Source organism: Mesorhizobium sp. M0077 (assembly GCF_040322955.1).
GTDB lineage: Bacteria > Pseudomonadota > Alphaproteobacteria > Rhizobiales > Rhizobiaceae > Mesorhizobium.
Genome location: NZ_JAMYUL010000001.1, coordinates 81215 through 103921, shown reverse-complemented (window position 1 = coordinate 103921; position 22707 = coordinate 81215). Strand labels below are relative to the sequence as shown.

The 22707-nt window shown below is 62.8% G+C and carries 17 protein-coding genes; 5 read left to right on the top strand and 12 right to left on the bottom strand.

The features are described from left to right. The first annotated feature begins 26 nt into the window (after window positions 1-26). Both NKJ57_RS00460 and amrB read left to right on the top strand, forming a co-directional pair. Window positions 27-3029, top strand: coding sequence for a hypothetical protein (locus NKJ57_RS00460; RefSeq protein ID WP_352510265.1), 3003 nt, complete (start codon window positions 27-29; stop codon window positions 3027-3029). Window positions 3030-3178: 149 nt separating this feature from the next. Then, a complete protein-coding gene (gene amrB / locus NKJ57_RS00455) occupies window positions 3179-4897 on the top strand; it encodes an AmmeMemoRadiSam system protein B (RefSeq protein ID WP_352510264.1) in 1719 nt (572 codons plus the stop codon). A 29-nt stretch (window positions 4898-4926) separates the two neighbouring features. Here amrB and NKJ57_RS00450 read toward each other — a convergent pair whose 3' ends face one another. Beyond that, window positions 4927-6729 carry an MORN repeat-containing protein gene (locus tag NKJ57_RS00450; protein ID WP_352510263.1) on the bottom strand — a complete coding sequence of 601 codons (1803 nt, stop codon included), beginning with the start codon at window positions 6727-6729 and terminating at the stop codon, window positions 4927-4929. A 188-nt stretch (window positions 6730-6917) separates the two neighbouring features. Further along, complete coding sequence (locus tag NKJ57_RS00445; protein ID WP_023691993.1) at window positions 6918-7997, bottom strand: trypsin-like serine peptidase; 1080 nt, start codon at window positions 7995-7997, stop codon at window positions 6918-6920. Window positions 7998-8399: 402 nt separating this feature from the next. On the opposite strand from NKJ57_RS00445, the gene NKJ57_RS00440 reads away from it, so the two are divergent. Beyond that, window positions 8400-9491 carry a S1 family serine peptidase gene (locus tag NKJ57_RS00440; protein WP_352510262.1) on the top strand — a complete coding sequence of 364 codons (1092 nt, stop codon included), beginning with the start codon at window positions 8400-8402 and terminating at the stop codon, window positions 9489-9491. A 79-nt stretch (window positions 9492-9570) separates the two neighbouring features. On the opposite strand, the gene mgrA is transcribed toward NKJ57_RS00440, so the two are convergent. The 7 genes from mgrA to NKJ57_RS00405 form a co-directional block, all read right to left on the bottom strand. After that, window positions 9571-10617 (bottom strand): L-glyceraldehyde 3-phosphate reductase, encoded by a 1047-nt coding sequence (mgrA, locus tag NKJ57_RS00435; protein ID WP_352510261.1) that lies wholly within the window; start codon window positions 10615-10617, stop codon window positions 9571-9573. Between the two features lie 58 nt (window positions 10618-10675). Next, entirely contained in the window at window positions 10676-11818 is a 1143-nt protein-coding gene (locus NKJ57_RS00430; RefSeq protein ID WP_352510260.1) for a Gfo/Idh/MocA family protein, read from the bottom strand. Between the two features lie 11 nt (window positions 11819-11829). Next, entirely contained in the window at window positions 11830-12576 is a 747-nt protein-coding gene (locus NKJ57_RS00425) for a sugar phosphate isomerase/epimerase family protein (protein WP_352510259.1), read from the bottom strand. Window positions 12577-12692: 116 nt separating this feature from the next. Next, window positions 12693-13793, bottom strand: a complete 1101-nt coding sequence (locus NKJ57_RS00420; protein WP_502902006.1) for an ABC transporter ATP-binding protein — start codon at window positions 13791-13793, stop codon at window positions 12693-12695. Between the two features lie 5 nt (window positions 13794-13798). Then, complete coding sequence (locus NKJ57_RS00415) at window positions 13799-14734, bottom strand: carbohydrate ABC transporter permease (RefSeq protein WP_023669802.1); 936 nt, start codon at window positions 14732-14734, stop codon at window positions 13799-13801. Beyond that, window positions 14727-15620 carry a carbohydrate ABC transporter permease gene (locus tag NKJ57_RS00410; RefSeq protein WP_023683029.1) on the bottom strand — a complete coding sequence of 298 codons (894 nt, stop codon included), beginning with the start codon at window positions 15618-15620 and terminating at the stop codon, window positions 14727-14729. Before NKJ57_RS00410 ends, NKJ57_RS00415 begins: the two co-directional genes overlap by 8 nt. Before the next feature lie 80 nt (window positions 15621-15700). Then, on the bottom strand, window positions 15701-16939 hold the full coding sequence (locus NKJ57_RS00405) for an ABC transporter substrate-binding protein (protein WP_023733612.1): 1239 nt from the start codon (window positions 16937-16939) through the stop codon (window positions 15701-15703). A gap of 388 nt (window positions 16940-17327) precedes the next feature. Between NKJ57_RS00405 and NKJ57_RS00400 the strand changes: the two genes are divergently transcribed. Continuing rightward, window positions 17328-18371 (top strand): LacI family transcriptional regulator, encoded by a 1044-nt coding sequence (locus tag NKJ57_RS00400; protein WP_352510258.1) that lies wholly within the window; start codon window positions 17328-17330, stop codon window positions 18369-18371. Between the two features lie 34 nt (window positions 18372-18405). Here the strand turns inward: NKJ57_RS00400 and gnd are convergent, their stop codons facing one another. Beyond that, the gene (gnd, locus tag NKJ57_RS00395) at window positions 18406-19833 is read right to left on the bottom strand and encodes an NADP-dependent phosphogluconate dehydrogenase (RefSeq protein WP_352510257.1); all 1428 of its coding nucleotides are present in this window, start codon (window positions 19831-19833) and stop codon (window positions 18406-18408) included. Window positions 19834-20039: 206 nt separating this feature from the next. Between gnd and NKJ57_RS00390 the strand changes: the two genes are divergently transcribed. Continuing rightward, the gene (locus NKJ57_RS00390) at window positions 20040-20477 is read left to right on the top strand and encodes a VOC family protein (protein ID WP_352510256.1); all 438 of its coding nucleotides are present in this window, start codon (window positions 20040-20042) and stop codon (window positions 20475-20477) included. 25 nt (window positions 20478-20502) lie between these two features. Here the strand turns inward: NKJ57_RS00390 and NKJ57_RS00385 are convergent, their stop codons facing one another. Beyond that, window positions 20503-22128: a copper resistance CopC/CopD family protein gene (locus NKJ57_RS00385; RefSeq protein ID WP_352500394.1), complete on the bottom strand. Its 1626-nt coding sequence runs from the start codon at window positions 22126-22128 to the stop codon at window positions 20503-20505. A gap of 53 nt (window positions 22129-22181) precedes the next feature. Further along, the gene (locus tag NKJ57_RS00380; RefSeq protein ID WP_023683022.1) at window positions 22182-22700 is read right to left on the bottom strand and encodes a YcnI family copper-binding membrane protein; all 519 of its coding nucleotides are present in this window, start codon (window positions 22698-22700) and stop codon (window positions 22182-22184) included. Window positions 22701-22707: the final 7 nt, after the last annotated feature.

Sequence of the window (22707 nt, the reverse complement as noted above, 5' to 3'; positions counted from 1 at the left end):
ACAAGGTGCCGGGCAGCTCCCATCCCTTGCGTGCTATCCGGTGGCTAATCCTGGTCGGTCTTCTGGCGTTAACGTCAACCGCCGGTGCCGAGGACCTCGATTTCCACCTCGATCTCAACACCGGCGGCCACAGCGCCAGGGTCACCGACCTTGCCTTCACGCCGGACGGCGAGGAACTGGTCTCCGCATCTGACGACAAGACCATCCGCATCTGGGACTGGCAGAGCGGGGTGACGCTGCGCACCATTCGCGGCTATCTTGGCAATGGCAATGACGGCAAGGTCTTTGCGATTGCCGTGTCGCCGGATGGCAAGACGATCGCCGCCGGCGGTTATTTCGGCGCCGGCATCGGCGACAAGCCCCCTTATGGCGATATCAGGCTGTTCGATTTCGCCACCGGCAGGATCAAAACCGTGCTCAAGGCCGCCGACTATGCCATCTATGATGTCGCCTTTTCACCCGACGGAAACACGCTCGCCGCCGGCGGTGGCGATGGTTTCGTCTACCTCTGGCGGGCGGACGACAAATCCGCGTCGGGCTGGACGCTGGCGGAAAAATTCGATGCCGATTCCTGGCGTGTGGAAAAGCTCGCCTTCGCCGCTGCGGGAACCCGGCTGGCAGCGACGACCACCGACAATGGCATCCGGCTCTGGGACGTCGCCAAGTCAGAGGAAATCGCTTTGCCCGCCGAGGCCGAACCGCTGCGCGATGTCGGCGTCGCCGCACTCGCCGTGTCATTGGATGGCAGGCTGTTCGCCACCGGCAGCAAGGACGGCGACGTCCAGCTCTGGCAGGCCAGCACGGGCAAATTCGTCCGCGCCATGCCGAAGCAGGATTTCCAGATCGGCGCTCTGAGCTTCGCGACGGGTTCGCGGCTTGTGGCGTCATGCAGCTATCGCTGCGCCGACAAGCATCGCTCGGTGGTCTGGAATACCGACAGCGGCGAGCAACTGCTCGACTATAACGGCCATGACGGCACGGTCTTTGCTGGCGCCGGCAATGCCGACGGCTCGCTGGTGGCGACAGCCGGCGGCACCCGCAACGCCATCCAGGTCTGGAACCCCATGACCGGCGAGCGCAAGGCGCTGCTGCAAGGGGTCGGCGAACCGGTGACGGCGATCGGGATCGATGCGGCGAGCAGCTCCATCGCTTGGGGCAACACCAACCCCTGCCCTGAACGCGTGTCCTGTCCCGAGCTGCAGGGCACGCTGGACAAGGTGCTGGCGCTACCGACGGCCGAGCGGTTCTTCGAGGACCCGGTGGCGTTTGCGGAACAGGGCGCCTATGCCCGCGCGGCACTCGCAGAGGGTGAGTGGTCGCTCCGTGCTGCCCCCGGCGGCAAGGACGGCCTGGAGAATGCCGTGCTCGAAATCGCGAGCGGCGGAAAGGTGATGCACAGCATCGAGAATGCCGCCACCAATGGCTTCGTCCATTCGGCTTACACGCTGATCGGCAATGGGCTTGGCCTGATCACCGGCGGCAGCGACGGCACGCTGTTGGAATACAAAACCGCGACCGCCGAGCTATCGGGTGAATTCACCGGCCACACCGGCGAGATCAACGCCATGGTTGCCGCCGAGAAGGAAGGGCTGTTGGCCACCGGCAGCGCCGACCAGACCGTGCGGCTGTGGAATTTGAAGACACACAAACTGATAGTGTCGATGTTCTTCGCCGGCTCCGAATGGATCGCCTGGATGCCGCAGGGCTACTATTATTCCTCCGCCGACGGCGACAAGTTGATAGGCTGGCACGTCAATCAGGGTCGCGACCACGAAGGGCGTTTCATCAGCGCCGGCCAGCTGAAAAAATATCTCTGGAGCCCGGAAATGGTGCGCCGGGCCATCATCCTGCGCAGCGCCGAACAGGCGGTTCAGGAAATGCGCCCCGGCGTCGACCGCCAGCTGGAAAAGCTGCTCGAGCGCAAACCGCCGGAATTCGGCATCAAGCTTGCCGCCGACCAGAGCAGTGTCCGCGAAGGCTATGTCGCCGTCGAAATATCAGGCGTGCAGGAAGCAGGCGCCGACGTCGCCGGGTTTTCGATCCTGTCGAACAGCCGCAATGTCGGCAATGTCACGGCGCGCTCGGCCGATGGCGGCAAGAGCACCATCGTCGAAGTGCCGGTCGAGAATGGCGAGAACACCATTCGCATCACCGGCACCAACGAGTTCGGCTATCTGACCGAGCGCAGTGTCACAGCACTTGGCAGGAAAACCGAAAAGCCCGCCAACAAGGGCAAGCTCTACGTCGCCGTGATCGGCGTCGACAAATATCCTTTCCTCACCGATGCATGCGCCGGCCACGCCTGCGATCTGCGCTATCCCGTCGATGACGCCACCGAATTCCTCAAGGTGATCTCGCAGAAATCCGCGCCCTTGTTTTCGGCGATGGAGACGCTGGTTCTGGTCAACCGCGAAGCGCTGGATGAGGCGCCCGATTCCGGCAAGGACGTGTTCAAGGTCGCCAGCGCCGACACCATCCTGGAACCGGATTCCGACACCATCGACGACCAGCTCGCCGACTTCCTCGACAGACCCGGCGAGAACGACACCACCATCATTTTCGTCGCCGGTCACGGCATCAACATCGACGAAGACTATTATTTCATCCCCACGGACGGCCGCAAACAGGATGCCGACCGCTGGAAGCGCTCCTCGCTGGTCGACTGGGGCGACATCCAGAAATCGGTTGAGCGGGCCAAGGGCATGCGCTTCATGCTGCTCGACACCTGCCACGCCGCCAACGCCTTCAACCCGCGCCTGGAAAAAGACGCGCAGGACGCACGCATCGTCGTCTTCTCGGCCACCGCTGCCAACAACACCGCCGCCGAAATGCCCGAGCTCGGCCATGGCGTTTTCACCTATTCGATCCTCGAAGGCCTGCGCGGCCGGGCCAAGACCTCCGACGGCGGCGTGACGCTGTTCGGCCTCGCCGACTATATTTCGCGCGAAGTGCTGCGGCTGACCGCGTCCAAGCAGAAGCCGTTCTACTATGTCGGCGGCGTGGAGAACATTGTGCTGGCTGAGCCGTGAGAGGTCGGCACCCAGGCACCCCCCTCTGGCCTGCCGGGCATCTCCCCCTCAAGGGGGGAGATTGGCAGCTTCTTTGGCGACGCCTTTTTCTTCACCGTTGGAGATTAGCGAAAACCGCAAAACAGCTAATCTCCCCCCTTGAGGGGGAGATGTCCGGCAGGACAGAGGGGGGTGCCTGGGCGCAAACCATCGTGCGGCATTTTGCAGGCGCCTTCTTTATTTTGTCACCCCTCCAAGCGTCCGCAGCCCCCATCACCTGTCCACCGGGCGATGCCAACTTCCCGTCCTTCTACGCCGACCCCACGCTCTTCACCGACGCCATCTCCGCCGTCGCCAAGCTCACCCCCTCCAACCAACGCCTCACCGGCATCACCGTCCCCCACCACCTGCTTGTCGCCGATCTGGTCGCGCTCGGTTTCCATGCCGCGTCCGGCTTCCGCAACAAGCGCATCGTCATCCTGTCGCCGGACCATTTCCACGAGACGCAGAAACTCTTCGCCACGACGCCGCGCGGTTTTGAAACAGTGCTCGGTCCAGTCCAGGCCGACACGGAAGCCGTGCACCTTCTGGAAGCGAACAGCGACATGGTCGAAGACTCCTGCCTATTCGCCAGGGAGCATGGCGTGCAGGCGATGCTGCCTTTCCTGCATCACTATTTCCCCGAAGCTGAAATCGTGCCGGTGGCGATGTCGGTCAAAGCCAAGCGAGCCGACTGGGACCGGCTGGCGCAGGCGCTGAAAGCGATCGTCGACAAGGACACGCTGATCGTCGAATCCACCGATTTCTCCCACTATCTGCCGCAGCACGAAGCCAGGCGTTTCGACCAGCAGACGCTGAACATGCTCGCCGCCGGTTCGCTCGACGGCATCGCGGCGCTGCGCCAGCCGGATCACGCCGATTCGGTCGGTGCGCTCTATATCCAGACCAGGCTGCAGCGCGAACTGTTCGGTGCTGCGCCGCTGGTCGTCGCCAACGAGAACTCGCAGGCGCATTCAAGCGACTATGTCGAGCGCACCACCAGCTATGTCGTGGCGCTGTTCGGCGCCTTCGGCCCCGGCTTCAACAATCCTGCCCGTCCCGACGACAAGCTCTACTATTTCGCGGGCGACGTGAATTTCGGCCGCGCCATGAAGAAGATCCTGGTCCGCGACGGTGTTGCCGAGAAGATCGTCGAAAGCGTGCTGGCCCTGACCCGCTCGCGGCCGCTGATCGTCAATCTCGAAGGCGTGATCCTGCCCAACGTCCCTGAAGCGATCGACGACATGACGCTGGCCATGCCCGCAGACCTCGCCATCGACATGCTCAAGAAATTGCATGTCGCCGCTGTCAGCCTCGCCAACAATCACGCCTACGACCTCGGCCCGTCAGGCTATGCCGAGACGCTGGCCGCACTCGATGCGGCCGGCATCGCCCATTTCGGGCAGGGCGAGACGCTGGCGCTTGCCGATCTCGACCTGGTCGGGCTGACCGACATCGATACCAACGGCTCCAGGAACACCGACCTTCTGACGCCTGCTTTGCTCGACCGGCTGCTGCACGGCAATGCCGAGCGGCCGGTGATTGCCTTCGTCCATTGGGGCCGCGAGTACAAGACGGAGCCGTCGCCGCGCGAGGAGATGCTTGCCGACCAGATGCGGCTGCGCGGTGTCACGGCAATCGTCGGCGGTCATCCACATGTATCGAGCGAGGCGATCCTGCCGCTCGGCGGCGGCGATGTTGCGGAGATCTATTCGCTCGGCAATTTCCTGTTCGACCAGAAGGCCGAACGATCGTCTGGGTCGATGCTGGAACTCAGGGTGTTCAGCCAGGGCACGATCTTTGCCAGGCTGATCCCGCTGCCCAATTATTTCGAGATGGGCTCGAAATAACGCGATTCCCGAAAGGACGTGACAGGACCTCAACAGCCTTGCAGATCTTCCGGCAGATAGCAGACCGCCGGCTTGGTGCTGGTTTCAAACAGCGACTGCTTCGGCCTGAAATAGAAGAACGTGGCCGGCTTGCTCTCCCGTGTGCTGCCATCGGCGAAATGGGCGGCGATGCTGAAGCGATGGATCGACGACATTGACGACCACATTTTCAGCCGTGCCGTGTAGGCGCTGAGATTCTTGTTGCCGCGCACCGGCATGGGGATGCTGTAATCGGTCTTGCCGATCGGAAATTCGATGTTCTGGTAGCGTTGCGCTTCGGGCGACGCGCCGCCGCCATCGCCGCATTCGGCGAGCGATTCTGGGACCTCGATGCTGACCAGCGAGACGATGACGCGAAACGGCTCGCTCTGCTGGTAGACAGCGCCCTGATCGTCCGCCCAGGAATAATCGAGCTTGCCAATCCCGGTCACGCTCATTTTCTCGACGCTGCCGCTGATGTAATCGGCAACGTCGCCGAACTTGACCTTGTTGGCCACCTGGGCGCGGCAGACATCCAGGCTGTCCCTTGACGGGCAGGTGAAGCGCTCGGTCTCGAGCGTGGTTGTGTCGACGCCGGCTTCAATCAGCACGTTCTTGATCGAGACGTCGACGCCGTCGCCGAAAGTGCCGATGTCCTTCGTGAACGTGCGGCTCGGCTCGCCGGTCGCGTTGTCCTCCTCGTCGGTCCTGGTGAACTGGATCGACATCTTCATGTCTTTCACGTCGCCCCAGCCATTGTTGACGATCGAGAAGTCGGGGCGGAAGCCGACGCAGCCATAATGCTCGCTGATCGACAGCATCGGCTTGCGGTAGGCCTCGCTCGCGGCCACCTTCATTTCCAGGCTGTCGATCTTGACCCTCGACTGGTCGGTGGTCTTGAGGTCGACTTCGGCGAAGGCCGGCGCCGTCTCCCAGTCCATGCCTTCATAGACATTGCCGGTACGAATCTCTCCGGTGCCGTTCCAGGCATCATTGTACTGGTCCGACACCGGATAGATCGCGATGTCTTCGTCGCGCACGAGATGCTGGTACTGCATGTCGGCCTGCTGCGTCATGCGCTGGTCGACGGCAATGCCGATCTCGACCTTGTCGGCGGAACCGCCGCCGGTCTGCGCCTTGAGCAACCCGCCCACTCTGGCATCGGCCAGCACATCGGGGCGCGCACCGCCGATCTCCTTGCCCTTCGCCCATTGCGACCAGTACACGGTGCCGCCGGGCAACCGGGTGCGGCCCTTGCCGTCCTTCAGCCCATCGGCAAAAGAGCCGACGAATATCTTGCCTGTCTTCGTCTCCAGCCTGCCCTCGCCATTCGGCACACCGGCCCTGAATTGCCCTTCATAGCGATTGCCGTCGGCATCGACATGGATCGCATGGCCGTCGAGCTGGCCGGCGACCCAACGGCCGTCGAGAATCTCGCCTGAACGCAGCTCCAGCCGGCCTTGTCCTTCGGGGCGGCCATTCCTGATCTCGCCGAAATAGCTGGAATAGATCGTCTTGGGGTCGTAGCTCGCCGAGCCGCGTACGCGCCAGACCAGCCTGCCCTTGCCGTTGACGGTGCCGTCGGCTGCGACGGTGCGGTCCGGCGACACGCCGGCTGCCGGCTCCCAGGTGAAATCAAGACTCAATTCCGGGTGGGAATCCCAGACCCGTACATTCTTGCGCAGCACCGAACGTGTTTCGCTTTTATAGAGGATTTGCACCCGCTCGGCCCAGGCGCCATCGGGTGTGGCACCGCCTTGATCGGCCATAGCGGAAAAGCATGTCAGTGCGGCCAGCATGGATGCAGCCGCCATCGCTTTGACTCCAAAGCTCATTCTTGCCCGCGCCATCTTACCCAACCCCTTGGATTGCCTAGCGTAAGCACCGCTGTAACACAGTGCAAGAGAGGTGTTTCGATACAAAAAAACCGGCGGCAGGAACGTCCCGCCGCCGGTTTGGTAGTGCTGGTTATCGCCGCTGTTTGCCGGCGAAAGATCGGGCCTTATTTGTACAGGCTGTTGATCCACGCCACGTTGGCAGCGTTCAGGCGCACCGCAGTGTTGGCGTTGGGGCTTTCGGCCACGTTCACGCCGGTGACGACGCGCTGCTTGGCGCCATTGTCGTAGGCGTAGACCGAGCTGCCGCTCGACCCCGGATAGGTGTCGCAGTCGTACTGGAAATACTCCGCGCCGACGTTTTCGGCTTTCACTTCGCAGGTCGCCTTCCACATCGTTCCCATCGGCTTGTCGCCGGGATAGCCAACGATGTTTGCGGTGAAATCGCCGAGGTTCTCATAGTTGGCATAACCCAGCCAGCCGAGATTGGTGCCGACATCCTGCTTCAGCGTGATGATGCCGAGGTCCCACGGAATGACCGAGCCGTAGTAACCCTGATAATTGTCGATGAAGCCCTGCAGGATATAGACGCTCTCGTAGCTGAAAGCGCCAAACGGTGCATCGTCGGCGGTGTTGCCGTTGAGCGACGGCACGAAGATGACGTCGTCGAGCCAAGCCTTGTCTTCATTGCTGTAGAGGCAATGCGCGGCGGTGAGCACCGTGCGCGGACCGATCAGGGTTCCCGAGCAGCTGCCATAACCGCTCTTGGCTTTGCCTTCGATATACCCGATCGCGGTGAACGGGTAGGTCTTGGTGTTCTTGATCTGCTCGCGATCGTCGGCCCCGAACACCTGGCGGCCGGCTTCGTCGCCGCCCGTCAATCCGGTCTTGTCGGCGTTCGGTGTGTTGGCGGGCGCGTTCAATTCCTTGATGACAAGGTCCTTCAGCGTCTCGCCTGCATCGATCTTGATGTCCTTGCCATCGGCGGAACGTCCGACGATGCCATAGGATTTGACCGCCGTGCCCTCGTCGGTCAGCGGCGCTGCCCGGCTGGCTTCATCTTCGGTCAGTTTCGGCGGCGCGATCGGCTTTGCACGGCCGGGCTGGTAGTCGCCCGTTCCGAGATCGCGCATGCTTTCGCCATTGCCGGCATTCGCTGAGCCGGGATCGGCGGCGAAGGCAGGCATCGTCCACAGTGCGGTGGATAGCAGTGCGGACGCAATGATAGTGCTTGTCAGTTTCGTCATGGTGAGACTCTCCCAAAAGTCAGCAAGGAGTGGAGCAAAATACAGAAATATTGTCGAGATCGTGGTGGAGTTAAAAAATTAGTTTGGTTACCCGCCCGTATCGGATCATCGGTCCGGGCGGCCTCGTTAAAGCCCTCCGCCAAACGCACCCGCGTCGATATACTGCCTAAAATAATCCAACATTGGCAATGACAAATCGCTTCCACGTAGCCCGTGGGGGGCTATAGGGTTTGGGTGGGCTCTGCCCGATGGGGCACGATTAGCAAAAGTCGTATTTCGGTTTTATGACCGCGCGGATGTCGTTCGTTCTGGCAGAAGGCGATCGAGGTACCGGTACCGCTTCTGTTGGTTATGCGTCATGGCGGCATGGCTCGGCATTTTTCATCTCAGGAGGGTTTCAAGGTGAACATTATCCATCGGTTCAGGCCGCTTGCCGCTGCATCGCTGCTGGGCATCGCGGCCGCTTTCCCCGCCGTCAACGCGCTCTATGCAGCCGACGACGCCGCCAGGCCGGAAGCGGCGGTCTCGCCGATGCAGCGCGTCGCCGAATCCCGGGACAAGGCCAAGGCCGAGAATCCCGACGGGGCCGACCGCGTCTATGGCGGCAAGGAAGCCGACAAAGGGGCCTATCCGTTCCAGGTGGCGCTGCTGACCAGCGCCCGGCTGGACCCCAGCCCGGCCTCGCAGCCGAACGCGCAATTCTGCGGCGGCAGCCTGATTGCTCCGCAATGGGTGCTGACGGCGGCGCACTGCCTCAACGACAAGGGCCGGCCGATTTCGCCCGACACGGTGACCGTGCTGACCGGCGCCACCGATCTTACCGAAGGCAAGCGCTACAAGGTGATCGAGGTTATCGTCAACGAGGGCTACAGCGAACAGACGCTGGACAATGATCTCGGCCTGCTCCGGCTGGCGGAGCCCGCCGATGCGCCGGTCATCAAGATCACCAATGAGCCGACGCCAGACAGCGGCAAGACCACCGTCATCGGCTGGGGCAAGATGCAGGACGGCACCTTCCCGACCGCGCTGATGGTGGCCGATCTCGATCTCGAGCCGAGCGCTGCCTGCAACAGCGGCATCAAGTCGATCTATGCGCATGACCTAAAGGCGGCACTTGGCGATCTCTCGCATCGGATGCGTTATTCGGAAAAGGGCATCGATGCCGCCGCCAATGCGATCGCCGCCGATATGTCGGATCCGCTGACCAAGAACATGATCTGCGCCGGCACCGACAGCGGCGAACGCGACGCCTGCAACGGCGACAGCGGCGGTCCGCTGTTCATGACCGGCGCCAACGGTCCGGTCCAGGTCGGCGTCGTCTCCTGGGGCGAAGGTCCGTCCGACGGCACCGCCGCTTGCGGCCACAAGAATGCCTATGGCATCTACACGCGATTGGCCAACTATACGGGTTGGATCGAAGCCAAGATGAAGACCCCGGCTCCGGCAGCCGCGGCGGCGCCCAAGGCCGGTCTCGGCACGGCCAAGAAGCCCTGAACGGGCCCGAAGCTTGATAAACGCAAAACGGCGGGATCTTTCCCGCCGTTTGATTCATGTCCGGTGCCGGCTGTTCCGCTTACTTCCGCGGCGGGCCTTTGCGCTCGGCCGACGCCGCCCACAGATTGATGTCGGACTCGCGTGCGTAAGTGTCGATTTCGGCGAGCTCGGCATCGCTGAACTCGAGCACCTTGAGCGCGCCGACGCAGTCCTCGACCTGTTCGGGCCGGCTGGCGCCGATCAGCGCCGAGGTGACCCGGCCCTTGCGCAGCACCCAGGCTAGCGCCATCTGCGCCAGCGTCTGGCCACGCTTGCCGGCGATCGCGTTCAGCGCCTGGATGTTGGCGATGGTCTTTTCGTTGATGAAGGCGGGCCGCAGCGACTTGCCTTGGCTGGCGCGGCTGCCCTTGGGGATGCCGCCGAGATATTTGTCGGTCAGCATGCCTTGCGCCAGCGGCGAGAACACGATCGATCCGACACCGAGCCCTTCCAGCGTATCGAGCAGTCCGTCCTCTTCGACCCAGCGGTTGAGCATCGAATAGCTCGGCTGATGGATGATGCAAGGCGTGCCGAGCTGCTTCAATATGTCGGCCGCCTCGCGCGTGCGCTGCGAATTGTAGGACGAAATGCCGGCATAGAGCGCCTTGCCGGAACGCACCGCATGGTCGAGAGCGCCCATCGTTTCCTCAAGCGGCGTATCCGGATCGAAGCGGTGCGAATAGAAGATGTCGACATAGTCGAGCCCCATCCGCTTCAGGCTCTGGTCGAGGCTCGCCAGCACATATTTGCGGCTGCCCCATTCGCCATAAGGCCCTGCCCACATCTCATAGCCCGCCTTGGTCGAGATGATCAGCTCGTCCCGATAGCCGGCGAAGTCGGTGCGCAATATCTCGCCGAAGGCGATCTCGGCCGAGCCCGGCGGCGGACCGTAATTGTTGGCGAGATCGAAATGGGTGATGCCGAGATCGAAGGCCTTGCGCGCGATCGCCTGCTTGGTCTTGTGCGGCGTGTCGTTGCCGAAATTGTGCCACAGGCCGAGCGAGATCGCCGGCAGTTTCAGGCCGGATCGCCCACATCTGTTGTAGAGCATTTTCTCATAGCGGTGTTCAGCCGGCTGCCAGCGCATGGGGTACAGATCCTGGATTGTATGGGTGTCGGCGCGAGCGCGCCGACACCCTTCTACCTCATTTCTGCTTCGCCAACAGTCCTTTTGCGTCCTTGACGCCGAGTGCAGCCGGCCGCTCGCAGCTGGTCTGCATGGCGACGAACTTGCCGGTCTCGCCCGACCGCAACAGGCCGGTCATGACGTCGACGGCATGCAGCGCGAGCTCCATCGAGCAACGATGCGGCCGGCCCTCGGCGATCGCCAGCGCCATGTCGGCAAGGCCTGCGGTGCGGTAGTTGGCCATCATGCCCTGGCCGTGCATTTCGTTGGGCACGCCGAACGGATGCTGCCATTTCGGCAGTTTCTTCACCGGTTTTGCCGCCTTGGTTATGCGCACGTCGCCACCGAAGAAATTCGGATCCGGCACGAACACCGTGCCCGTCTCGCCATAGAGTTCCATCGGCGCATGACCATGCGCCCAGACGTCCCAGCTGGTGTTGAGCGTGACCACGGCGCCGTTCTCGAACTCCAGCAGGCCGTGGATCGTCGTCGGCGTGTTGACCGGGATTTTTTCGCCCGCGCGCGGTTTCGACGAGATCGTGCGTTCCTTGGCAGGCGTCGTCGCGAAGGCCGCCACCTGCTTCACCGGCCCGATCAGCTGGATCAGGTTGGTGATGTAGTAAGGCCCGATGTCGAGCACCGGCCCGGCGCCCGGCTGGAAGAAGAAATCGGGATTGGGGTGCCAGTGCTCCATGCCGTGGCCCATCACATGACAGGTGCCGCTGGTGATCTTGCCGAGCGCGCCGGTGTCGATGAGGTTGCGCACCAGCTGGTGCGCGCCGCCGAGGAAAGTGTCCGGAGCCGAACCGATGCGCAGCCCTTTCTTCTCGGCCCGGCTCTTGAGGTCGAGCCCTTCCTTGACCGACAGCACGAACGGCTTTTCCGAATAGACGTGCTTGCCGGCATCGAGGATCTGCTTCGACACCCCGTAGTGCACCGCCGGGATGGTGAGGTTGACGATGATGTCGATCTCGTCATCCTTGAGCAGTTCTTCGACGGTCTCGGCGCGCAGCTTGAACTCCTTCGCCCGTGCCTTGGCCGCGTCCATGTTGATGTCGGCGCAGGCGCGCATCTCAATGCCGCGAAACAGCGGCGCCAGCGAGAAATACGCTTTCGAGATGTTGCCGCAGCCGATGACGCCGATACCCAGTTTCTTTGCCATGATGATTGTTCCTAGTAAGCCTTGACGGATGCGAGCGAGCGGCTGGCGAAGCGCTCGATATCGTTGGGGTTGTCCTGTTCCATGACGTAATATTTGGCCGCGCTCTTCGCCCGAAGTGTCTTGATCAGGCCGGCCCAGTCGATGGTGCCGTGGCCGACATCCGCCCAGCCGTCCTCGTCAAGGCCTTCGCCTGACTTGGCCATGTCCTTGACATGGACGGCCCTGATGCGCTTGCCGTGCTTTTCGATCCACGGAAGCGGATCAACGCCGCCGCGGACTACCCAGGCGACGTCCATCTCCCAGCCGATGTCGGGCGCAGTCGACAGGATGTGATCCTGCGGCACCGAGCCGTCGGCGAGTGTCTTGAACTCGAAATCATGGTTGTGCCAGGCAAAGCCGTAGCCGGCTTTTTTTGCGGTCTCGCCGACCTTGGCCAGACGCTCGCCGAAGCCGCGCCAGCCGGCAGCGTCGGCCGGCCGCTGCTCGGCCAGCAGATAGGGACAGATGACGAGCGTGATGCCGAGTGCGTCGGCTGTTTTGCGTACGCCGTCGAAATCATTCTCCAGCGCATCGATCGAGAAATGTCCGGTCGGCATCGAAAGCCCGTTCTTGTCGAGTTCGGCGCGGAACGCCGTGGGGTCGTCATAGACGCCGCCGAAACCTTCGACTTCCTTGTAGCCGAGCTTGCCGAGCATTTTCAGGATGCCTTCCCACGGCTGGAAATTGCGGGCGCTGTAGAGTTGGAATGACCAGTTCATCGTCTCTGTCCGTTTCTTGGGTGGAAGGCTTGGGGATGTTTTCGGGGGATCGTTTTCGCGAGATCGTTTTAGGGGGATCGTTCTTGGGAGGATGGTTTGCGGATGATTCTAGAGGGTCACAGGCGATTGCCGGTCGCGGCGTCGAACAGCGAGGCGCGCGCCGGATCGAAACCGAACTGGATCGGATCGCCGCTGCGCAGCGTCCGTTCCGCCTCGACGCGGAAGGAGAGGTTGCGGCCGGCAAGCTTCGTCCACACCAGCGTGTCGGAACCCATCGGCTCGACGATCTCGACCGAACCGCCGGCGGAAAACGGCATCGACTTTGCAGCGTCACCGAAAGCGATATGTTCAGGCCGGATGCCCAGCACGCAAGCGCCGGCCGGGCGCTCCGTGCCGTCAAAGGTATAGCGATCGAGCGGCACCGAAACACCGTCGGTCCTGAACACTGGAGCAGCACTGGCCTCCAGCTCCCCTTCGAGGAAATTCATCGCCGGCGAGCCGAGGAAGCCGGCGACAAACCGGTTGACCGGCCGGTTATAGATCGTCTGCGGCGCGTCGAGCTGCTGGATGACGCCGCCGCGCATGACCGCGATACGATCGGCCAGTGTCATCGCCTCGATCTGGTCGTGGGTGACGTAGATCATGGTGTTCTGCAGCTTGCGATGCAGAAGCTTGATTTCGACGCGCAGTTCCGAGCGCAGCTTGGCGTCGAGATTGGATAGTGGCTCGTCGAACAGGAAGACGTCGACGTCGCGCACCAGCGCCCGCCCGATCGCCACGCGCTGGCGTTGGCCGCCGGACAAGGCCGCGGGCTTGCGCTGCAAAAGCGGCTCGATCTGCAGGATCTCGGCGGCGCGGGCGATGCGCTTGGCGATCTCGTCCCTGGGCACGCCGGCAACGCGCAGGCCGAACGACAGGTTCTTCTCCACCGTCATTTGCGGATAAAGCGCATAGGACTGGAACACCATGCCGATGCCGCGATCCTTGGGCTCTTCCCAGGTGACGTTCTTGCCCTTAATGAAGATGCGGCCTTCGGAAATATCGAGCAGCCCGGCGATGCAGTTGAGCAAGGTCGACTTGCCGCAGCCCGAGGGACCGAGCAGCACGATGAACTCGCCCTCTGCGACCTCGAGATTGAGGGTCTGCAGCACCGATACAGAGCCGAAATTCAGGGACAGGTCCTGGATCGAAACGCTGGTGCCGCTGGCTGCCATCATCGCCATCACCCTTTCACCGCACCGGCGGCGATGCCGCGCACGAAAAGCTTGCCGGAAATGAAGTAGACGATGAGCGGCACGAGCCCGGTCAGGATGGTGGCGGCCATGTTGACGTTGTACTCCTTCACGCCTTGCACCGAATTGACGATGTTGTTGAGCTGCACCGTCATCGGATAGGTGTCGGGGCGGGTGTAGACGACGCCGAACAGGAAGTCGTTCCAGATGCCGGTCACCTGCAGGATGATGGCGACGACGAAGATCGGCAGCGACATCGGCGCCATGATGCGCAGGAAGATGCCCCAGAAGCCGGCGCCGTCGACCCGCGCCGCCCTGAACAGCTCTTCCGGCATCGAGGCAAAATAGTTGCGGAACAAAAGCGTCAGGATCGGCATGCCGAAGATGGAATGGACGATCACCAGGCCGCTGAGGCTGCCGTAGAGGCCGATCTCGCGCAGGATGATGACGATCGGATAGATCATCACCTGATAGGGGATGAAGGCGCCGACGATCAGGATGACGAAGAATGTGTCGGCGCCCTTGAAGCGCCAGTTGGCGAGCGCATAGCCGTTCACCGAGGCGATCGCGATCGACAGCAGCACCGACGGCACGGTGATGCGCACCGAATTCCAGAAGCCGCGCGAAAGCCCGTCGCAATTGAGGCCGGTGCAGGCCGTCGCCCACGCCTTCACCCACGGTTCGAAGGTGATTTCGAGCGGCGGCGAGAAGATATTGCCCATCCGTATCTCGGGCATGCCCTTAAGCGAGGTGACCACCATCACATAGAGCGGCAGCAGATAGTAGACCGCCACGACGATCAGCGTGCCATAGAGGAAGATGTTGCGGCGCGAGAAGACATGCCGCGGCTTCGGCCCGCGCGGCCCCGAGGCTTCGCGCTCGGCGGCACCGGCGCTGGCGGGCAAAGGGACGGCCGGGTCAGCCACGCTTCCTGCCTCCGAATTCAAGGTAGGCCCACGGCACAACGACGATCACCACCGAGAGCAGCATCATGGTCGAGGCGGCAAAGCCCTGGCCAAGATTCTGTGCGAAGAACATGTAGTCGTAGACATATTTGGCCGGCACTTCGGAGGCGATTCCGGGGCCGCCGCTGGTCTGGGCGACAACGAGGTCGTAGACCTTGACGATGCCCGACGCGATGATGACCAGCGTGGTGATGAAAACCGGCCGCATCATCGGGATGACGATGAACAGATAGGTCTTCCACATCGGGATCCCGTCTACCCGCGCCGCCTTCCAGATGTCCTCGTCGATGCCGCGCAGGCCGGCCAGCATCAGGCACATGATGAGCCCGGTGCCTTGCCACAGCGCCGCAATCGAAATGCCGTAGATGACGATGCTGGAATTGTAGAGCGGGTCGAAGTTGAAGCTCGTCCAGCCGAGGTCCCGCACCACATGCTGGATGCCGAAATCCGGATTGAGCAGCCACTGCCAGACCAGGCCGGTGACGATGAAGGAAAGCGCGAACGGATAGAGGAAGATGGTGCGGAACGTGTCCTCGAAACGGATCTTCTGGTCGAGAAGCGCTGCAAGCAGGAAGCCGATGACCAGTGAGAACACCAGCGAGATCGCGCCGTAGATCAAAAGGTTCTCGATCGAGATCAGCCAGCGCGGCGTCGCCCACAGCCGGTAATACTGATCGAGCCCGGCGAAATTCAGCCGTGGCAGCAGCTTCGAATTGGTGAAGGAATAGAACACCGTCCAGACGGTGCCGCCGACGAAAACCACCGACGCGGTGAGGATCATCGGGATCGAGGCGACCTTCGCATTGATGTTGCGGAACAGCGGGTTGGGGCGTTCGCTCTTGCTCATCTCGTCAGCCGGCTGGTAAGGGCGGTGCGATCCCGGCCCTGCTTTCGCAAGGCCGGGAGCGAGGTGTATTGCCTCCAACGTCAGTCTGCCGAAGCGATGAGGTCGGCGAAGCGCTTCTGCGCGTCTTCGATGGTCAGGTCCGGCTTGGCGAAGAATTCGGCGAAGAGATCTTCCTTCTGCTTCTGGGTATCCTGCGAAAGCAGTTGGTCCGTCCACGGGATGACGGCGCCCTTGGCGAGGATCGCCAGACCCTTCTTCATGCAGTCGTTCGCCGCATTGAGATCGACGTCACCGCGCACCGGCAGCGAGCCCTTCTTGAGATTGAAGGCGACCTGAGTCTTAGGGTCGAGCAACGTCTCTGCCAACACCTCCTGCGCCTTGGACTTGTCGGCATCCTTGAGCAGCGGGAAATAGAAGGCGTCGCCGCCGGTGGCGATAACTTCGTTCAGACCGAGGCCCGGCAGGCAGGCATAGTCCTTGCCGGCGACCTTGCCGGCAACCTGGAACTCGCCTTGCGCCCAGTCACCCATGATCTGGCCACCGGCCTTGCCGGTGATGACGAGATTGGTTGCCTGGTTCCAGTCCTGCACATTGGTGTTCTTCGCCATCTTGCGGGCATCGTCGGCGGCCTTGAAGACCTTGGCGATCTCGGGCCCGGCGGCGAACTTGGCATCCTTGTCCTTGTAAACCTTAAGGAACGCGTCGGTGCCGCCGACCGCCGCCAGCAGCACGTCGAAAGCGCCGGAAGATTGCCAGGCCTGTCCGCCGACAGCGAGCGGGATGATGCCCGCCTTTTCCAGGGCGGGCGCTGCCGCCACGAATTCATTCCAGTCCTTCGGCAGCGGCACGCCGGCCTTCTCGAAGGCTTCGTTCGACAGCCACAACCACTGCCAGGAGTGGATATTGACCGGCACGCAATAGATCTTGCCGTCGATGGTGCAGCTGTCGAGCAGGCTCTTCGGCCGCACGATTTCCGTCCACTTGCCCTTGGTGGCGACCTCGGTGAGGTCGCGCATCAGGCCGGCCTGCACCAATTCTTCGGCCTGCCGGCCGTGATTGAACTGGGTGGCGCCCATCGGATCGCCGCCGGTGATGCGGCTGATCATGATCGGCCGTGCCGTGCCGCCGGATCCGGCAATGGCGCCGTCGACCCAGTGATTGCCGGTCGCGTCGAAGGCCTTGGCGAATTCCGCAACCGCCGCCGCCTCGCCGCCCGACGTCCACCAATGGGTGACTTCCAGGTCGGTGGCGGCCGCCGGGCCGGCAAGCTGCAGCGCGGCCGTCGCGGCAAGGGCAGCGGTCAAAAGTCTATAGCGCATTTCGGTTCCTCCCAGAATCTGAAACGTTACAGATTTTCGATACGGCAATTATGCGGTGCGTGCAACCCCTGAGATAAACGCCGCCGAACTTTTTTCGAGGCCCGAACAAATTCGTTGCGTGCAAACCGGCAAACTCCGCGCAAAACCGGGTGCTGCGCTGCAAAATCATGCTGCAGCGCAAGAAAGCCGTCTCGAACTTGATTGTCGCGCAACGTTTCTGGCCGCCAAAACCCTGCCAAAACCAGGCTTGAGAGACCCACGCGCTGCGATGTTGGAAATCTGTAACGTTTCAGTATATTGGCCTGACGGCGAAGAACCGTGCTACATCGTCATCGAAGCGATTGTCGGCCGGTCCGGCGGCTGCTATGCGCCTGACGGGGCGGGACGAATGGACAGGGACCAGACGGAGAAGGACGACGAGGCGTCGGCGCATGAGCGGCCGACGCTGAAAACGCTTGCCTTCATGACCGGGCTCGGCGTCACCACCGTCTCGCGCGCACTCAAGGATGCACCCGAGATCGGCGCCGAGACCAGGCGGCGGGTTCAACTCGTCGCCAGGCAGATCGGCTACCGGCCGAACCGCGCCGGCGTGCGCCTGCGGACTGGCAAGACCAATGTTATCAGCCTCGTGCTCAATACCGAGCGCGAGATCATGAGCTTTGTCTCGGACATCATCTACGGCGTCTCGGAGGTCATTGCCGACACACCCTATCACCTGATCGTCACGCCCTACTCGCGCTCGCAGGATCCGCTGGACCCGGTAAAGTATCTGGTCGAGTCCGGCTCGGCCGATGGCGTCATCATCTCACGCACGCAGCCCAACGATCCGCGCGCCCGCTACATGCTGGAGCGTGGCATACCCTTTGCCACGCATGGCCGCACCGATATGGGGCTTGTCCACCCCTATCACGACTTCGACAATTACGCCTTCGCCGCCGAAGCGGTGCGCCATCTGGCCGGCGTCGGCCGGCGCCGGCTGGCGCTGGTAGCGCCGCCGGTCGGGCTCACCTATTACGACCACACGGTCAATGGCTTTGCCGACGCACTGAGCGAGTTCGATGCCAGCGAAGTGCCGTTCAACGCTGTTTCAATCGACCAGTCGATCGATCAGATCAGGACGCGGACCGCGCAGTTGATGCGCCGCGACGTCAGGCCGGACGGTTTCGTCAGCAGCGCCGCCGCAGCGACGCTGGCAATCGTCGCCGGCATCGAGGATGCCGGCCTGAAACTCGGCCGCGACGTCGATGTCGTGTCCAAGCAATCGTCGGAACTGCTGCATCTGTTCCGCCGGGAGTTGCTGATCGTCAACGAAGACTTCCGCCTCGCCGGCACCGAGCTTGCCCGCGCCGTGCTGGGCTGGATAGGCGGCGCGGCACCTGGCTCTTTGCAGACTGTAGTCAAGCCAGGCGACGTCGTCGCCTATCAGGGCTGACTGGCACGACCTGAGAGGTCCGCCTCACCTGACCCTAGCCGGCAGCGCCGCTGCCCCATGGCCCATGGAAAGCGCCCTGCTCGCCGATGCGCTCGAAGCCATGCGCGCCGAAGAAGTCGCGCTGCGCCTGGATCAGGTTCGAGGTGCCGCGGCCCTGGCGGTAGCTGTCGAAATAGGCAAGCGCCGACGCCAGCGCCGGCACGGGCGAACCGGCCTCCGACGCTCTTGCGACGATGCGCCGGAGCGACGGATGCGCCTCCTGCATCATGGTGGTGAAAGCCGGCGCCATCAAAAGGTTGGTGGACGCGCCGCCCGAGCCGAAGGCTTCCGCCATGGTGTCGAGCATCTGCGAGCGGATGATACAGCCGGCACGCCAGATCTTGGCGATGGTCGGCATCGGCAAGTTCCAGTTGAACTCCTTCGAGGCGGCGCTCATCACCGCGAAACCTTGTGCATAGGCGGCGATCTTGCCGGCGAGCAGCGCCAGCTCCAGGTCTTTCAGAAGTGCCGCCTTGTCACCGGAGATCTTGGTGACGCCGATATTGCCATAGGCTTTTTCGGCCGCCTGCCGCTCATCCTTGATCGAGGACAGCACGCGGGCCGCCACCGCCGCCTCGATGGCCGTCGCCGGAATGCCGAGCTGCTGCGCCTCGATGACAGACCATTTGCCGGTGCCCTTCTGGCCGGCACGGTCGAGGATGATGTCGACCACCGGCTTGCCGGTCTTTGCATCGTCGGCGGCCAGCACCCTGGCGGTGATCTCGATCAGATACGAATCGAGCCGGCCCTTGTTCCAGTCCTCGAAGACCTTGCCGATCTCCTTCGGCCCCATGCCGAGACCGTCACGCAGGAAACCGTAGATCTCGGCGATCATCTGCATGTCGGCATATTCGATGCCGTTGTGGATGGTTTTCACGAAATGCCCGGCGCCGTCTGTGCCGAGCCAGGCAGCGCACGGTTCATCCTTGAACTTGGCCGAGATCGCGGTCAGCACGCGTTCGACGCGCTTCCACGAGTCTTCGGTGCCGCCGACCATGATCGACGGTCCATGGCGCGCGCCTTCCTCGCCGCCGGATACGCCCATGCCGATGAAGGTGAGACCTGAGCCCGACAGTTCCGAAAAGCGCCGCATCGTATCGCGGAAATTGGCGTTGCCGGCATCGATGACGATATCGTTGTCAGACAACACGCCGCGCAGCGCTTCGATCTGTTCGTCGACCGGCTTGCCGGCCAGCACCATGATGATGACCGGGCGCGGCGGCTTGATCGCAGCTGCCAGTTCCTCCAGGCTGTAGCAGGGCACCACCATGTCCCTGAGCGAACCGGCGCCTTCGAGGAAGGCATCGGTGCGCGCCTTGGTGCGGTTGAAGACGGCGATGCGGTGCCCGTGCTCGGCAATGTTGAGCGCGAGGTTGGAGCCCATTGTGCCAAGGCCGATCAGGCCTATTTCGGCTTTTTCCATCGTTTCTTCCCTGCTTTCGGATTTTGTTGAGGCCGCGTTTTTCGGGATGCCCATTTTTCGGCGAGATGATTGACGGGCCTTTCGCGCCACGTCAACCGCCTCGCCGAATTGTGTTGCGTCTGCGTTGTGTCAGACCGAGTCAGGAAGGGTCAGTTGGTGACCAGGCGACGCCTTGCCGATCGAACATATGACGTTAGGTTGAACTTATGGCAGTCAAACGGATGGACAATGTCGGAATCGTCGTCGATGACCTTGACGAGACGATTGCTTTCTTTTGCGAGCTCGGCCTCGAACTGGAAGGGCGGGCGACGATCGAAGGCGAGTGGGCCGGACGTGTCACCGGGCTCGGCGATCAGCACGTCGAGATTGCCATGATGCGCTCACCGGATGGCTATAGCCGGCTCGAGCTCTCCCGCTTCCTCACGCCGACTGTCGTCGCCGATCACCGCAACGCCCCGGTCAACGCCCTGGGCTACCTGCGCGTCATGTTTACCGTGGACGACATCGACGACACGCTGGAAAGGCTCCGCAAGCGTGGCGCGCAGCTGGTCGGTGAAGTCGTCCGTTACCAGGAGGTGTATCGGCTCTGCTACATCCACGGGCCGGAAGGGCATCTCATCGGGTTAGCCCAGGAACTCGGCTGAGCGTCCTTCGCGGGCGGGCTGAATATCACTCGGCGCGGATATCGATCGGCGCTTCGATCTTTATCACTTCGAAATCCGAAACCAGAATATCGAGCCGCGCCGTCCAGCGGCCTGGAATCGGAATGACGAGATTATCGACCCGCCAGGTGCCGTCGCCTGGCTTGGTCGCCGGACGCTTGATCGGCTCGATCCCCGAATCGGGCTTGGACAGCACCAGCGTCACTTCCTTGGCGTCGAGCGGGCCGAAATCGCCATCCATGATGACGATGGAGGCGGTGACCTCCCCGGTATGGCCGGGCGTGATGTCGATGTCGGCCATCGCCTTCATAGTGTGGATATGGGTCGACGTCGGTTGTGCCGCGGCGATTGCCAGCGCCCGTGGCGGCGGCGTGAAGCGCCAGCCGGCGGCAACGCCGAAGATCAGGAGCACGATCAGCATTTCGACTGAGATCGAGCGGCTAAGCCGTCGCCGCACTTCCGTCGCTCCGGCCTCGGCCAAGGCGGTGAGCCGCCATCGATTGACCGCCGCCAGCGTGAACAGAAACACCAGCAGCGCTAGCTTGATCAGCAGCAGCCGGCCATAGGCGGTGTTGACCAGTGCCGCCGGTGTCTGCACCTGGATGATGGCGAGCACCACACCGGCGGCGGCAAGCACTACCACCACGGGCATGATCGCGCGCGAAAACCGCCGCAGGAACGCCCCGGCTTCCACCGATTGGCTGCTCAACGCCAGGCCGAGCGGCAGCAGTGCTCCAGCCCAGAAAGCGATGCCGGCGCCATGCAGGAACACCATAGGCCGCGTCAGCCATTGCGGTTCGGCTGCACTGGCATGGCCGCTGGCGGCAAGGGCTGCACCCACACCGGCCAGCCCGGCGAGCGCCAACGGCCTGGCGCCAGCACGCGATCCGACCAACGACAGCAGGCCAAGCCCGAGCGCCGCCAGCGAAATCAGCACCGTCCAGCCGAAGCTGGTGCCAAGCGCCGTCCGCCAGACCACCGGTTGCGCCAGCCGGGCGAGTGGCGCGCCCAGCGCGTCCAGCCCCTGGAACCCGAGCGACAGGGGTGCTGCGACCAGCCCGCACAGGATGGCGGCAATGACGAAGCGCTGGCCTGAGCGCTGGCCTTGCGCCAGCCATGTCAGCGCGAAGGCGCCGCCAATGCCGAGGAAAAGCCCGATGTAGAGAAGAACCTTGCCGGTCCAGATCGCTGACCGCAAATCTATATCGACAGCTTCCCCCACCGCCGGCGCCGCACTTGGCGCGCCAACGGAAAACAGCACCGAGCCGCCGACCGGATGGCCATCGGCGGAAATCACCCGCCAGCTCAAGACATGGGTGCCCGGCCCGAGCTTTTGTGGATTGTCGATCTCAACCGTTTGGTCGCTCAACCGAAACGAGGTCAAAGCGACAGGCGTACCGTCGGGCCGCACCAAGGTCAGCACCAGCGGCGACACAGGCTCGCTGAAGGTCAGCGAAAATTGCGTCGGCGCTCGCTCCAGAACCGCGCCGTCGGCAGGCTCGGCCTTGATCAGCGCCGCATGGGCAAAGGCCTGGTTTGGCGTGGCAAGGACGGCAAGCAGCAGGATCGCGGCCAGCAGGCCGAAGCACCTGCCGGCTGTCCGTTCTATCCGCTGAAAACAGGCCACGTTCATGCCATCCACCAAAACAGTGGCGCGCCGCTTCGAAGCAGCGCGCCGCCAATGCATCATTTCTTCGGCAGCAGGTTGAGGCCGGGCGCCGGATCTTCCAGCGCATCCTCATCCTGACCAGCCGCCGGAATCTCTATCCAACGCGTGGTGGCCCCATCGCATTCCTGCACCACCGGAAAATAGAGTTTTTGCCCGGCCGGCAGATCGGCGGCCAACGTGCCGCGGAAGACGAACTCGTCATAAAATTCGTCCGGCAGGCTGCCGCCGCTCCAGTCGACTTCCTTGACGCCCGAGGTCACCGCCTCGCCATAGAGCTGGTAGGATTTCTCGTACTTGCCTTTCTTGACCTGCAGCGTCCAGCCGGGCTTGGGCATCGGCTTCACCCCGATCACCCCTTCCGGGATCTGCACGCGCACGGCAATCGTCGCCTTGCCTTCGCAGCCATGCGGCACGCGCAGCACGGCCTTGTAGGTCGAACCGACTGGCGCTTCCTGGGTTTCGAGCGTGATATGGCCGAAGGCAGCGCTTGTCCCCAGGACGAGGAATGCAGCGGCCGGCAAAAGATACTTGTTCATGATGGTC

Bases quoted from the DNA above. Each gene is read 5' to 3' on its own strand.
- amrB (WP_352510264.1), top strand. From the start codon at position 3,179: ATGTCCGGCAGGACAGAGGGGGGTGCCTGGGCGCAAACCATCGTGCGG.
- NKJ57_RS00450 (WP_352510263.1), bottom strand. From the start codon at position 6,729: ATGGCGGCTGCATCCATGCTGGCCGCACTGACATGCTTTTCCGCTATG.
- NKJ57_RS00445 (WP_023691993.1), bottom strand. From the start codon at position 7,997: ATGACGAAACTGACAAGCACTATCATTGCGTCCGCACTGCTATCCACC.
- mgrA (WP_352510261.1), bottom strand. From the start codon at position 10,617: ATGCGCTGGCAGCCGGCTGAACACCGCTATGAGAAAATGCTCTACAAC.
- NKJ57_RS00430 (WP_352510260.1), bottom strand. From the start codon at position 11,818: ATGGCAAAGAAACTGGGTATCGGCGTCATCGGCTGCGGCAACATCTCG.
- NKJ57_RS00425 (WP_352510259.1), bottom strand. From the start codon at position 12,576: ATGAACTGGTCATTCCAACTCTACAGCGCCCGCAATTTCCAGCCGTGG.
- NKJ57_RS00420 (WP_502902006.1), bottom strand. From the start codon at position 13,793: ATGATGGCAGCCAGCGGCACCAGCGTTTCGATCCAGGACCTGTCCCTG.
- NKJ57_RS00410 (WP_023683029.1), bottom strand. From the start codon at position 15,620: ATGAGCAAGAGCGAACGCCCCAACCCGCTGTTCCGCAACATCAATGCG.
- NKJ57_RS00405 (WP_023733612.1), bottom strand. From the start codon at position 16,939: ATGCGCTATAGACTTTTGACCGCTGCCCTTGCCGCGACGGCCGCGCTG.
- NKJ57_RS00400 (WP_352510258.1), top strand. From the start codon at position 17,328: ATGGACAGGGACCAGACGGAGAAGGACGACGAGGCGTCGGCGCATGAG.
- gnd (WP_352510257.1), bottom strand. From the start codon at position 19,833: ATGGAAAAAGCCGAAATAGGCCTGATCGGCCTTGGCACAATGGGCTCC.
- NKJ57_RS00390 (WP_352510256.1), top strand. From the start codon at position 20,040: ATGGCAGTCAAACGGATGGACAATGTCGGAATCGTCGTCGATGACCTT.
- NKJ57_RS00385 (WP_352500394.1), bottom strand. From the start codon at position 22,128: ATGAACGTGGCCTGTTTTCAGCGGATAGAACGGACAGCCGGCAGGTGC.
- NKJ57_RS00380 (WP_023683022.1), bottom strand. From the start codon at position 22,700: ATGAACAAGTATCTTTTGCCGGCCGCTGCATTCCTCGTCCTGGGGACA.